Raw genomic sequence first — 12,998 nt, 5'->3', positions numbered from 1 at the left:
TCCTGTCTCTAGTGTAGACTGTTAATAGTCTGTTAAACACCAGCAAATAAAAGGGTTATATCTTAGCGAGCGAAATTATCTGCGCAGGAGGCACCGCAGGCCACAATCCTCCCTGCATGGCACTGAATCCCACAGGCAAGACGCGCTCCAGCATCTCTTGTGTATCAATTCCGCTAATGATTATTGACTCACAGCTGGGCGATAGTTGCGCCAGAATAGCCCGCATAAACGGTTCAAACGAAATATGTGCAATCCTTTGTTGAACAAAGTTTTTATCCAGCACGACGCGTTTGAACAGGCCGTCAAAAATTGCCCGGGTTGATATACCACCAGAACCATAGTTTGTCAGGACTAATGGAAATCGCGCAGCAAGTGCGGCCAATATTGGATTATCTTTACCTTTGTTTAACTCCGGATAGCTTTCATTAATAGTCAGCTCCAGAAATGAAAATCGTTCAACTTGTGAAGCAAGTTCAGTATCTGATAATAAAGTATTAGCAACTGCTGGCGTTAAATTAATCCAGGCGGATACTTTTCGCTGAATAAAAAAATGTTGGCACGTTTCGATTAATTCTAGTTTTTCTACAAATAAACGACATTGTTCGTCGTCTGACATCCGAGGTAGGACCAGCTCGGTGGGTATACGCACATCTCCATGCGCACTGGCGAAACTGGTGATGATATCGACGAATTCAAGATCGCCTTTTTCGCTTCTCGCAGGAAGAAAAGAGAACTCAGAATGGTAAAGATTATCCAGTGAAACAATCATCGTGCCAGCCCCGCTGCATGGGTGTTATCCGGCATCCTGTAGCAAAGGATGGAGAAATACGTTACTGCTGATGCAAGTAGAGGCCCTTTCATTTTTCCCTTTTTAGCCGGTAAATCGAATCCTTTTTTTTAGCTTATCCTGATTATAAGCGAATATCCAGCTTTGCACTTTTTAATATCTCGGAATAAATCATATTTTTAGCAAGATACGCTCTTAATGTTCAGGGGTATTGTCTAACCAAAAGCAGAAATAAAAGTTAACTTTCAAATGGTGATGTTGAGGCTGCACACTCGATGGCAGCCTCGGAGTTACGGGGGATTAAATACGTCGTGCCTGCCAAAAGTTTTTACGCCAGTAAACGTTATCCAGAGACGAGCGCATCACGCCACGGCTGGTTGAAGCATGAATAAACTGATTATTGGTATCGTAAATACCAACATGCAGACCGCTTTCCCCAGACCCGGTTTTAAAGAAAACCAGATCGCCTGGCAGCAAATCATCTTTATCAATTTCGGTACCAATCTTTGATTGCGTACGCGTATCGCGCGGAAGTTGCAGGTCGAATTTATCGCGCATCGTCATCAAAACAAATCCAGAACAATCCACCCCACTACGACTCATACCGCCATAACGATAGGGTGTGCCATGCCAGGTTTGGAGCTGATCATTAAGACCGGCGATAACGGCAATAGAATCCGACAAGCGGGCATTTGGCGCAGGCGCACGATGGCTGCTGCAGCCCGCCAAAAACAATGCTGTGATGAAAAGGAGCCAAAAGCGCATTCAGTACGAATCCTCTGAATTTTATTTTTATGCCAATTTAGCGTGGAAATTATATGATTTTCAAGAACCCATTTCACTTAAGTGGTTGATATGAGCATTCTGTGCCCTTCAATATCCAAACGTCGGAAGTTGACGCCATAGGCCGCAGACAGATTGGCCGGCGTCAGTACCGTATCTCGTGCACCACTGGCAAGCAGTTTCCCGCGTTTGAGTAGCCAGGCTTTATGCGCATGGCGTAAGGTGTGATTAAGGTCATGGCTACTCATCACAATCGCTATGCCCTGCAAACACAGCTGACTCAACAGTCGGTCCAGTGCGTTTTGTTGCGCGACGTCCAGACTGTTCATCGGCTCATCCAGCAGTAAAAGCTGACCTAATGGATTCGCTTGTGGGCAAATCTGCAGGATAACCGCAGCCAGGCGCACACGCTGCCACTCACCGCCGGAGAGTTGGTTCACGCCGCGCCCCAGTTTATCTCCCAGACCGAGCGCATCGGCGATCTCCTGTAACAGATCGGTGCGTTCTTTGTCGGGTTGATGCAGCGTCAGAAAATGCCAGACCGGCATGGCAAACGGCGGATTTTGCTGTTGCGCAAGATAGGCGCGATATTGCGCCAGCCTGGCGGCCGGCCATTCCTCCAACGGCATATCACCAAAAGTGATACTGCCCTCTCCGTTTGTCAGACCCGCCATACGCGCCAACAGCGTACTTTTTCCGGCACCGTTTGGTCCCACTAAATGCAAGATCTCTCCTGCTTTTATCTCACCAGAAAGCGGGCCGAGACGGGTCGATTCCGCGACATCCTGTAGCTGCATCAATCGAGACATTAGTTTGCCAGCGCCTGCTTGATGGTTTGCACCAGGATGGGATCCTCAGGCGTCATATCCGGTGAGAATCGTTGCAGCACTTTTCCATCGCGACCCACTAAAAACTTCTCAAAATTCCACAGAATATCGTCCGGGTAGAGCGGCGCACGACCTTTGCTCGCCATTCGCTCATAGAACCCGCTATCCGCAGGCGCAACGGCCTTTGGCGCGGCATCAATCAGTTTCTGGTACAGCGGATGGCGTCCCTCGCCGTTAACATCAATTTTGCTGAACATTGGAAAGGTAACGCCCCAGGTGGTACTGCAATACGTTTTTATTTCCTCTTCGCTGCCCGGCTCCTGGCCCAGAAACTGATTGCAAGGGAAACCAAGAACGCTGAAGCCCTGTTGGTGCCAGGCTTTCTGCAGATTCTCCAGTTGCTCGTACTGCGGCGTCAGCCCACATTTTGAAGCAACGTTGACGATTAACAGCACATTCCCGGAATACGGCTGCAGTGAGGTAACCTCGCCGTCGATGGTCGTCACTTCTGTATCGAGGATAGTGTTTTGCATAGCATCTCCAGAACAACAGGTGGATTTTCAGTTTTTAATCATAGACCGAACCAACGCGTTCTAGCGCGCGGCTTTTAACAATAGCCAGATAAATACCGGCGCACCCATAGTGGCCGTTACCACGCCGATAGGTAACTCAGCCGAGGCCAGCACCAAACGCGCGACAACATCAGCAAACAATAATGCGATTGCGCCAGCCAACGCACAACCTGGCAGTAAAACACGGTGATCGGTGAGGCCGCACAGTCGCAAAATATGCGGGATCACAAGCCCAATAAAACCAATCGCCCCTGCCAGAGCCACGCTCACGCCAACCATCCAGCCTGTGGCAACCACCAGCAGGTTGCGCCAGAACCATAATGGCAGTCCCAGCTGACGCGCAGAAGTTTCTCCTAACGCCAGCATATTCATCGGCTGCGACTGACAGCAGATCCACACCAGTACCGGAATCAACGCCACCATGAGCCAAGCCTGATGCCAGTCTACGCCACCGAAGCCCCCCATCATCCAGTACATCAGCTGTCGTAAGTCAAACGAGGTAGAGAAGTAGATAGCCCATGTCATCAGCGCGCTACAGATTATCCCCAGCGCCACCCCCGCCAGCAGCAGACGGCTGGTAGACAGATGTCGACGGGCGAAACGTAGCAAAATAAGCGTGATAATCAGCGCCCCGGCAATGGCGCAAAGGCCCAACGCCCAGCCGGGGAGTTGCCCCTGCCCCAGCAGCACCGCCGCGATAAGCCCGACTCCCGCGCCGTTAGATACGCCCAGTAATCCCGGCTCTGCGAGCGGGTTTTCAAACAGAGCTTGCATCACTGCGCCAGATAAGGCCAATGCAGCGCCTACCAGCAAAACGGCAAGGGTACGGGGAAGTCGAATTTGCCAGACGAACAGATCGCCGCGGGCGCTGAACCAGTCGCCGGGAGCGATCCATTGTTCTCCTGCGCACAAGCTTAGAATCGTTGCCAGTAGCATAAGTACTGACAGTGACAGTATCCAGCGTACGTTTCGACGCTGCTGTTGATGGGCGAAAGTCAGCATGTTTTCCATTCTGCTGAAAAGAGATGGAGGTGATTCTACGGTGCTGATTCGGTAGTGAAAAGGAAAAAGGCCGCATAGCGGCCTTTTTAGTTATACGCGTCATACTCTGCGTATCGTTAAATCACTCTTCTTTGGGCGTTGCGTTTTCAACCCGGCTTTTTAACTTCTGTCCGGGTCTGAAGGTCACCACGCGCCGTGCTGTAATGGGAATATCTTCGCCCGTTTTCGGGTTACGGCCCGGACGTTGATTCTTATCACGCAGATCGAAGTTACCAAAACCAGAGAGTTTTACCTGCTCACCATTTTCCAGAGCACGACGGATCTCTTCGAAAAACAGCTCGACCAGTTCTTTGGCATCCCGCTTGCTAAGCCCAAGCTTATCAAACAGATATTCTGACATTTCAGCTTTTGTAAGCGCCATAGGTTCAATCCCTCAATGATGCCTGGAATCGCTCTTTTAATGCCTCTACACATTTGGCGACGGTAGCGGCAATCTCCTCTTCTTCAAGTGTACGGCTGGTATCCTGAAGGATCAGGCTGATAGCGAGGCTCTTATAGCCCTCCGCAACACCCTTACCGCGGTACACGTCAAATAAGTTTACGCCAACTACCTGATTTACGCCAACTTTCTTACACTCGGATAAAATATCCGCAGCGGGAACGTTTTCTGCCACAACGACTGCGATATCGCGACGGTTCGCTGGGAAGCGAGAAACTTCACGCGCCTGAGGCACCACGCGGTCTGCGAGCTTATTCCACTCCAGTTCAAACACCAGAGTGCGACCGTTCAGATCCAGTTTACGTTCCAGTTCAGGATGAACAACCCCAATGAAACCAATACGTTCACCTTTCAGATAAATCGCCGCAGACTGACCCGGATGCAGTGCTGGATTCGCTTCAGCTTTGAACTGAATGTCCGCCAGTTTTCCGGTCAGGTCGAGAACTGCTTCCAGATCGCCTTTCAGATCATAGAAATCAACGGTCTCTTTTGCCAGATTCCAGTGTTCATCATGACGGTTACCGCAGATCACGCCAGCCAGCATCAGATCCTGACGGATCCCGAGGTTGGCCTGCGTATCTGGCACGAAACGTAAACCCGTTTCGAAAATACGTACGCGGTTCTGCTGACGATTCTGGTTATACACTACCGTAGACAGCAAGCCGGTCCACAGGGACAAACGCATTGCCGACATATCAATAGAGATTGGGCTTGGCAGCAGCAGCGCTTCTTCACCCGGGTGCAGCAGCGACTGGACTTTCGGGTCGACGAAGCTATAGGTAATTACTTCCTGGTAGCCTTTGTCATTCAGCATGGTTTTTACACGTTTCAGCGACAAATCCGCTTCACGATGCGTACCCATGATAAGACCCGCCTGAATCGGCGTATTCGGGATATTGTCATAACCGTATACGCGGGCGACTTCTTCGACCAGGTCTTCTTCGATTTCCATATCGAAACGCCAGCTCGGCGCGACCGCTTTCCACTCATCCTGCCCTTCCGTCACGTCACAACCCAGACGACGCAGAATGTCGCTCACCTGCTCATCGGCAATATGGTGTCCGATCAGACGATCCAGTTTGCTACGGCGAAGCGTAATGGTTGCGCGTTTTGGCAGCGTGGCTTCGTTCGTCACGTCAATGACTGGGCCCGCTTCACCGCCGCAGATATCAATCAGCAGGCGCGTTGCACGTTCCATGGCCTTATGTTGCAGCGCAGGATCGACACCACGCTCATAGCGGTGAGATGCATCGGTGTGCAGGCCGTGACGACGCGCGCGACCGGTAATAGACAGCGGGCTGAAGAATGCACATTCCAGCAGGACGTTTTGTGTTTCATCGTTCACGCCGGAATGTTCGCCACCAAAGATGCCGCCCATCGCCAGCGCTTTGTTGTGGTCCGCAATCACCAGCGTATCTGCATTCAGCTTCGCTTCGCTTCCGTCCAGCAATACCAGGGTCTCACCTTCTTTTGCCATACGGACAACAATTCCGCCTTCAATGCGGTCCTTGTCGAATGCGTGCATCGGCTGGCCCAGTTCGAGCAGCACATAGTTAGTCACGTCGACCACGGCATCGATAGAACGAATACCGCAACGGCGCAGTTTTTCTTTCATCCACAGCGGGGTCGGCGCTTTAACATTGATGCCTTTTACCACGCGGCCCAGATAGCGTGGGCAGGCTTCCACGGCTTCGACCTGAATCGGCAGGACGTCGCTAATGGTCGCGGCTACTGGCGCGATTTCCGGCTCAACCAGCGGGGCTTTGTTCAGTACAGCAACGTCACGCGCTACACCGATGATGCCTAAGCAGTCGGCGCGGTTCGGCGTGACGCTGATTTCGATGGTGTTGTCGTCAAGCTTCAGGTATTCACGGATATCGGTGCCAATTGGCGCATCGGCTGGCAGTTCGATAATCCCGTTATGATCGTCGGAAATACCCAGCTCGGAGAACGAGCACAGCATGCCTTCAGATGGTTCACCGCGCAGTTTCGCGGCTTTAATTTTGAAATCGCCCGGCAGAACGGCACCAACGGTTGCCACAGCCACTTTCAACCCCTGACGGCAGTTTGGCGCACCGCAGACGATATCCAGCAGGCGGTCGCCGCCTACATTCACTTTGGTGACACGCAGTTTGTCAGCGTTAGGGTGTTGGCCGCATTCAACCACTTCACCTACCACAACGCCGTTAAACGCGCCGGAAACAGGTTCCACACCGTCAACTTCCAGACCCGCCATCGTGATTTGGTTTGACAGCGCATCGCTATCAATCGCCGGATTTACCCATTCGCGTAACCACAGTTCACTGAATTTCATTGTTTTATCCTGCCTTTATTTAAACTGTTTGAGGAAACGCAGATCGTTTTCGAAGAAAGAACGCAGATCGGTAACGCCGTAACGCAGCATGGTCAGACGCTCCATACCCATACCGAATGCAAAGCCGGAATAGATTTCCGGATCGATGCCAACATTACGCAACACGTTCGGGTGAACCATCCCGCAGCCCAGCACTTCCAGCCATTTGCCGTTTTTGCCCATCACGTCAACTTCCGCAGATGGTTCAGTGAACGGGAAGTAGGAAGGACGGAAACGAACCTGCAGGTCTTCTTCAAAGAAGTTGCGCAGGAAATCGTGCAGCGTGCCTTTCAGGTTGGTGAAGTTGATGTTGGTATCAACAATCAGCCCTTCCATCTGGTGGAACATTGGGGTGTGAGTCTGATCGTAATCGTTACGATATACGCGGCCCGGGGCGATAATACGGATCGGCGGCTGTTTTTCTTTCATGGTGCGGATCTGCACGCCGGAAGTCTGCGTGCGCAGCAGACGCGTCGCGTCAAACCAGAAAGTGTCGTGGTCAGCACGCGCCGGGTGATGGCCAGGAATGTTGAGCGCATCGAAGTTATGATAGTCATCTTCGATTTCCGGACCGGTCGCCACGGTAAAGCCCAGCTCACCGAAGAAACTTTCAATCCTGTCGATTGTACGCGTTACAGGATGCAGACCGCCGTTTTCGATACGACGCCCAGGAAGGGAGATATCGATCGTTTCTTCAGCCAGACGAGCATTCAGCGCAGCGCTTTCTAATTCGGCCTTACGTGCGTTCAGCGCTTGCTGTACCTGCTCTTTAGCTTCGTTAATCACCGCACCTGCTGCCGGGCGCTCTTCTGGCGGCAGTTCGCGCAGGGTTGTCATCTGAAGGGTCAAGTGCCCTTTCTTGCCCAAATATTCGACGCGGACATTGTCTAACGCGGCAACATCTGAAGCCTGGTTAATGGCGGCCGTTGCACTGGCAACCAGCTCTGCGAGATGTGACATGGTTTTCCTCGTTATGTTGCGATATTCACTAGTCGCTCGTATATACGCAAAATCATTCAAGTTGTATCAACGCGGCCAAAGAGCGAATGCAGCCAATACAGAGACAACTTGAAAGATGACGCGTATAAAAAAAGCCTCCACCAGGGAGGCTTTTAGGCGCTGTTTTCCGTTTCTTCTTTCACGCGCAAGCCTCCTGAGTTCAGGTGCTAAAGTAAAAGAAGAAGCGGAAAATAGCAGCATTCATGCTTGCGTTACCTTGTGTGGTAAAAACCGGACAACCTTTATTGAAAAGGCTTACGGATAAATTGTCAACTAATTGATTACTCTACAAATAAAAGAGAGGGAGCCAGGCTCCCTCTTTTCACCGGCTTATGCCAGAGCTGCTTTCGCTTTTTCGACCAGAGCGGTGAACGCTACTTTGTCGAATACTGCGATGTCAGCCAGGATCTTACGGTCGATTTCAACAGAGGCTTTTTTCAGGCCGTTGATGAATTTGCTGTAAGAAATACCGTTCTGACGTGCTGCTGCGTTGATACGCGCAATCCACAGTTGACGGAACTGACGCTTTTTCTGACGACGGTCACGATAAGCGTACTGACCAGCTTTGATAACAGCCTGGAAGGCAACGCGGTATACGCGAGAACGCGCACCGTAGTAGCCTTTAGCTTGTTTCAAAATTTTCTTGTGACGTGCACGGGCAACTACACCACGTTTTACGCGAGCCATATGTGCTCTCCTGTATCTATATTCTTAGTAAAAAAATGAATTAAACGTTAACGGCTTATGCGTACGGCAGGCACGCGATAACCAGACCCAGATCGCCTTTAGACACGAGGCCTTTTGGACGCAGGTGACGTTTACGCTTAGTAGATTTTTTGGTCAGAATATGACGCAGGTTTGCGTGCTTACGCTTAAATCCACCACCACCGGTTTTTTTGAAACGCTTAGCAGCACCGCGTACGGTCTTAATTTTTGGCATTTTAATAACTTCCACTTCGCATTGTTAATAAACGAAACGTAGGCGAACAACGGCTGTGGAACCCGTAGGCTCCACAGACATTGCTACTTGAAGGCCTTACTGTTTCTTCTTAGGAGCGAGCACCATGATCATCTGGCGGCCTTCGATCTTCGTAGGGAAGGATTCGACTACTGCCAGTTCACTCAGATCGTCACGGACGCGGTTGAGCACTTCCATACCGATCTGTTGGTGGGCCATCTCACGACCGCGAAAACGCAGCGTGATCTTAGCCTTATCGCCATCTTCCAGAAAGCGTACCAGGCTGCGGAGTTTTACCTGGTAATCGCCATCGTCGGTGCCAGGACGGAATTTAATTTCCTTAACCTGGATAACTTTTTGCTTTTTCTTCTGTTCCTTAGAAGACTTACTCTTTTCATAAAGGAACTTGCCGTAGTCCATAATACGACAAACTGGCGGTTCGGCGTTAGGGCTGATTTCAACTAAATCTACTCCAGCTTCTTCAGCTTTTTCGATCGCTTCTCTCAGACTCACAATACCCAAAGCTTCGCCTTCCAGACCTGTTAAGCGAACTTCCAGGGCGCGAATCTCGCCATTGATACGATTCGGACGTGCCGTTTGAACTCGTTTTCCGCCTTTAATACCTTATTCCTCCAGTTGTTGAAGACTGCGGCTGCGAATCTCTTGTTGCAGCTTCTCAATCACTTCATTTACGTCCAGGCTGCCCAAGTCTTTGCCACGACGGGTGCGCACGGCAACTTTGCCTGCTTCTACCTCTTTGTCGCCACAGACCAACATGTAAGGGACACGACGTAAAGTGTGCTCGCGGATTTTAAAGCCAATCTTCTCATTTCTCAAGTCTGCTTTTACACGAATACCCGCATTTTGTAGTTTCTGCGTTAATTCGTTAACGTATTCAGACTGAGAATCGGTGATGTTCATGACCACAACCTGAACCGGCGCGAGCCAGGTCGGGAAGAAGCCAGCGAACTCTTCGGTCAGGATACCGATGAAACGTTCCATCGACCCAAGAATTGCACGGTGAATCATAACCGGAACCTGACGCTCGTTGTTTTCGCCAACGTAAGAGGCGCTTAAACGGGACGGCAGGGAGAAGTCCAGCTGTACAGTACCGCACTGCCATGCACGATCGAGGCAGTCATACAGGGTAAATTCAATTTTCGGACCGTAGAACGCGCCCTCACCCAGTTGGAACTCAAACGGGATGTTGTTTTCTTCCAGCGCAACGGCCAGGTCAGCTTCAGCACGGTCCCACATTTCATCGCTACCGATACGTTTTTCGGGGCGAGTGGACAGTTTGACGACGATTTTCTCGAAGCCAAAGGTGCTGTACATATCGTAGACCATACGAATGCACGCGTTAACTTCATCACGAATCTGCTCTTCAGTACAGAAGATATGTGCATCATCTTGAGTGAAGCCACGAACACGCATCAGGCCATGCAGCGCACCTGACGGTTCATTACGGTGGCAGCTACCAAACTCAGCCATACGCAGCGGCAGATCGCGATAGGATTTCAGACCCTGATTAAAGATCTGCACGTGGCCTGGGCAGTTCATTGGCTTAATGCAGTATTCACGGTTCTCAGAAGAGGTGGTGAACATTGCATCTTTGTAGTTGTCCCAGTGACCTGTTTTTTCCCACAGCACACGGTCCATCATGAACGGACCTTTCACTTCCTGATACTGGTATTCTTTCAGTTTTGAGCGAACGAATACTTCCAGTTCACGGAAGATAGTCCAGCCATCGTTGTGCCAGAACACCATACCCGGTGCTTCTTCCTGCATATGATACAGGTCAAGCTGTTTACCGATTTTACGGTGATCGCGTTTGGCTGCTTCTTCCAGACGTTGCAGGTAGGCATTCAGGGCTTTTTTATCTGCCCATGCAGTACCATAAATACGCTGCAGCATCTTGTTATTGCTGTCGCCACGCCAGTATGCCCCTGCGGTCTTCATCAGTTTGAAGTGATGGCAGAAACGCATGTTCGGCACGTGCGGGCCACGGCACATATCGACATATTCTTCATGATGGTACAAGCCGGGCTTGTCATCATGGGCAATGTTTTCATCAAGAATGGAGACTTTATAGGTCTCGCCACGCTTCACGAAGGTTTCACGCGCTTCGTACCAGCTGACTTTCTTCTTAATGACATCGTAGTTTTTCTCAGCGAGCTCGTGCATCCGCTTCTCGAGCGCGTCGACGTCTTCCTGGGTTAACGTACGGTCAAGATCGATATCGTAGTAAAAACCGTTATCAACAACCGGTCCGATCGCCATTTTGGTGTGCGGCCAGAGTTGTTTGATCGCGTGCCCTAACAGGTGCGCACAGGAGTGACGAATGATCTCCAGACCTTCTTCATCCTTCGCGGTGATGATGGAGAGCTTCGCATCATGCTCAATCAGATCGGAAGCATCTACCAGCTCACCGTCAACACGGCCAGCAATAGTGGCTTTCGCCAGACCTGGACCGATGTCCAGCGCAACATCCATGGGGCTTACAGCGTGGTCGTAATGGCGTTGGCTGCCATCAGGAAGAGTAATAACAGGCATGTTATATCCTTATTTGCAGTGGTGACCCACACGTAAGATCACATACAAAGAGAAAATTTATTTGTTTACAGTAAGTTGTGCAACCATCTAACCAACAATCGCTAAATTGGTACACAAATGAAAAACTGACATCCTCAGCCCCTCACCCGGTAAAACGATGGTAACACTAAAAAAGTGGTGATTGCACCACTCTGTTTCACATTGATTCAAATTGTCTTGCAGAAATGGGCGCGATCGGCTAAGAAAAGATGAACACAAATCCTTGCAAACCGATGCAAAGCTTTATGTGTCTCATTTTTATCCCCCCCCCCCCGATATCAGGTATCGATCGATCCATTTACTGATGCTAAACTTCTCTGCTTTAAGAATTCACTGATTTTTATAATGTTAAAGCTATTTGCTAAGTATACATCTATCGGCATTATTAACACATTAATTCACTGGGTTGTGTTTGCTGTATGCATTTACGTATTGCACACAAATCAAGCTCTGGCGAACTTCGCAGGTTTCGTCATCGCCGTTTCTTTCAGTTTCTATGCCAATGCTAAATTCACATTCAACGCATCCGCTACGACTATACGATACATGCTTTATGCCGGGTTCATGGGCTCCCTGAGCACGGCAATTGGTTGGGCGGCAGACAAGTCAGGCATGGCTCCTATCATCACGTTAATAGTGTTCTCCGCCATCAGTCTGGTGTGCGGTTTTATCTATTCAAAATTCATTGTCTTTAGGGTTGCGAAATGAAAATCTCGTTGGTCGTTCCGGTCTTTAATGAAGAGGCCACAATACCGATTTTCTATAAAACGGTTCGGGAATATGAAAGGCTTAAGCAGCATGAAGTCGAGATAGTTTTTATCAATGACGGCAGCAAAGACGCGACAGAATCAATTATTAACGCTTTGGCTATATCCGATCCGCTCGTGGTTATACTGTCATTCACTCGCAACTTTGGCAAGGAGCCAGCTTTGTTCGCCGGACTTGATCATGCAACCGGCGAAGCTATTATCCCAATTGATGTCGACCTGCAGGATCCAATTGAGGTTATCCCTCATTTGATAGAGAAGTGGCAGGCAGGCGCGGACATGGTACTTGCCAAGCGTTCTGATCGCTCAACCGATGGCCGGCTAAAGCGTAAAACGGCCGAGTGGTTCTATAAGCTGCATAACAAAATCAGCAACCCTCAAATCGAGGAGAATGTCGGTGACTTCCGCCTCATGTCCAGAAGTGTGGTAGAGAACATTAAGCTACTGCCTGAGCGCAATCTCTTCATGAAAGGTGTTTTGAGCTGGGTGGGCGGCCAAACTGATGTGGTCGAATATGCCCGCGCTGAACGAGTGGCTGGCAGCACTAAATTCAATGGCTGGAAGTTGTGGAATTTAGCTTTAGAGGGGATTACCAGTTTCTCTACTTTCCCATTACGGATGTGGACATATATTGGTTTCTTTATAGCATTTCTTTCATTAAGTTATGGATTTTGGATGATTGTAGATACTTTGTTTTTTGACAACCCAGTAAGAGGGTACCCATCTATCATAGTATCGATACTTTTTTTGGGAGGTATTCAACTTATCGGGATTGGTGTGCTAGGGAAGGTGCGAATAAGCAGGTCATTTCTTCCCAAGCTGACTCGCTGATTAAAATTTCGCGGATCTGGGCCGATTT

The 12,998-nt window shown here is 49.9% G+C and carries 15 protein-coding genes and 1 other annotated feature; of the genes, 2 read left to right on the top strand and 13 right to left on the bottom strand.

The genetic code is table 11. The features are described from left to right. Nucleotides 1-55: 55 nt before the first annotated feature. The 13 genes from OGY18_RS06765 to thrS all read right to left on the bottom strand — a co-directional run bounded on the left by OGY18_RS06765 (nucleotide 56) and on the right by thrS (nucleotide 11,333). Nucleotides 56-769, bottom strand: a complete 714-nt coding sequence (locus OGY18_RS06765) for an EAL domain-containing protein (protein ID WP_063941497.1) — start codon at nucleotides 767-769, stop codon at nucleotides 56-58. A gap of 318 nt (nucleotides 770-1,087) precedes the next feature. Beyond that, a complete protein-coding gene (locus OGY18_RS06760; protein ID WP_003832591.1) occupies nucleotides 1,088-1,552 on the bottom strand; it encodes an NlpC/P60 family protein in 465 nt (154 codons plus the stop codon). Between the two features lie 77 nt (nucleotides 1,553-1,629). Continuing rightward, nucleotides 1,630-2,379 carry a vitamin B12 ABC transporter ATP-binding protein BtuD gene (btuD, locus tag OGY18_RS06755; protein WP_126318325.1) on the bottom strand — a complete coding sequence of 250 codons (750 nt, stop codon included), beginning with the start codon at nucleotides 2,377-2,379 and terminating at the stop codon, nucleotides 1,630-1,632. Further along, nucleotides 2,379-2,930, bottom strand: coding sequence for a glutathione peroxidase (locus tag OGY18_RS06750; protein WP_181508700.1), 552 nt, complete (start codon nucleotides 2,928-2,930; stop codon nucleotides 2,379-2,381). Before OGY18_RS06750 ends, btuD begins: the two co-directional genes overlap by 1 nt. A 60-nt stretch (nucleotides 2,931-2,990) precedes the next feature. Further along, the gene (gene btuC, locus OGY18_RS06745; RefSeq protein WP_003832584.1) at nucleotides 2,991-3,971 is read right to left on the bottom strand and encodes a vitamin B12 ABC transporter permease BtuC; all 981 of its coding nucleotides are present in this window, start codon (nucleotides 3,969-3,971) and stop codon (nucleotides 2,991-2,993) included. A gap of 121 nt (nucleotides 3,972-4,092) precedes the next feature. After that, nucleotides 4,093-4,392, bottom strand: a complete 300-nt coding sequence (ihfA, locus tag OGY18_RS06740; RefSeq protein WP_003030571.1) for an integration host factor subunit alpha — start codon at nucleotides 4,390-4,392, stop codon at nucleotides 4,093-4,095. A gap of 4 nt (nucleotides 4,393-4,396) precedes the next feature. Continuing rightward, nucleotides 4,397-6,784 carry a phenylalanine--tRNA ligase subunit beta gene (gene pheT / locus OGY18_RS06735; RefSeq protein ID WP_032943162.1) on the bottom strand — a complete coding sequence of 796 codons (2,388 nt, stop codon included), beginning with the start codon at nucleotides 6,782-6,784 and terminating at the stop codon, nucleotides 4,397-4,399. A 15-nt stretch (nucleotides 6,785-6,799) separates the two neighbouring features. After that, nucleotides 6,800-7,783 (bottom strand): phenylalanine--tRNA ligase subunit alpha, encoded by a 984-nt coding sequence (pheS, locus tag OGY18_RS06730; RefSeq protein ID WP_003832580.1) that lies wholly within the window; start codon nucleotides 7,781-7,783, stop codon nucleotides 6,800-6,802. Between the two features lie 124 nt (nucleotides 7,784-7,907). Further along, nucleotides 7,908-8,032 (bottom strand) — a sequence feature (Phe leader region). Continuing rightward, a complete protein-coding gene (gene pheM, locus OGY18_RS06725) occupies nucleotides 7,983-8,027 on the bottom strand; it encodes a pheST operon leader peptide PheM (protein WP_001386830.1) in 45 nt (14 codons plus the stop codon). Its footprint overlaps the feature before it by 45 nt. Before the next feature lie 120 nt (nucleotides 8,033-8,152). Continuing rightward, nucleotides 8,153-8,509 (bottom strand): 50S ribosomal protein L20, encoded by a 357-nt coding sequence (gene rplT / locus OGY18_RS06720; protein WP_003030578.1) that lies wholly within the window; start codon nucleotides 8,507-8,509, stop codon nucleotides 8,153-8,155. A gap of 55 nt (nucleotides 8,510-8,564) precedes the next feature. Continuing rightward, a complete protein-coding gene (gene rpmI / locus OGY18_RS06715) occupies nucleotides 8,565-8,762 on the bottom strand; it encodes a 50S ribosomal protein L35 (protein WP_003030583.1) in 198 nt (65 codons plus the stop codon). A 96-nt stretch (nucleotides 8,763-8,858) separates the two neighbouring features. Next, the gene (infC, locus tag OGY18_RS06710; RefSeq protein ID WP_048997935.1) at nucleotides 8,859-9,401 is read right to left on the bottom strand and encodes a translation initiation factor IF-3; all 543 of its coding nucleotides are present in this window, start codon (nucleotides 9,399-9,401) and stop codon (nucleotides 8,859-8,861) included. A gap of 3 nt (nucleotides 9,402-9,404) precedes the next feature. Further along, nucleotides 9,405-11,333, bottom strand: a complete 1,929-nt coding sequence (thrS, locus tag OGY18_RS06705) for a threonine--tRNA ligase (RefSeq protein WP_003832572.1) — start codon at nucleotides 11,331-11,333, stop codon at nucleotides 9,405-9,407. Between the two features lie 384 nt (nucleotides 11,334-11,717). Here thrS and OGY18_RS06700 point away from each other — a divergent pair, with 384 nt between their 5' ends. Together OGY18_RS06700 and OGY18_RS06695 are read left to right on the top strand one after the other, a co-directional pair. Further along, entirely contained in the window at nucleotides 11,718-12,080 is a 363-nt protein-coding gene (locus OGY18_RS06700) for a GtrA family protein (protein WP_286552340.1), read from the top strand. Further along, on the top strand, nucleotides 12,077-12,970 hold the full coding sequence (locus tag OGY18_RS06695; protein WP_286552338.1) for a glycosyltransferase family 2 protein: 894 nt from the start codon (nucleotides 12,077-12,079) through the stop codon (nucleotides 12,968-12,970). The genes OGY18_RS06700 and OGY18_RS06695 overlap by 4 nt, the downstream gene beginning before the upstream one ends. Nucleotides 12,971-12,998: the final 28 nt, after the last annotated feature.

The sequence above is a fragment of the Citrobacter sp. Cpo142 genome (assembly GCF_030332425.1).
Taxonomy (GTDB): Bacteria; Pseudomonadota; Gammaproteobacteria; order Enterobacterales; family Enterobacteriaceae; genus Citrobacter; species Citrobacter portucalensis.
This window is presented reverse-complemented; position numbering and strand designations above follow the sequence as displayed.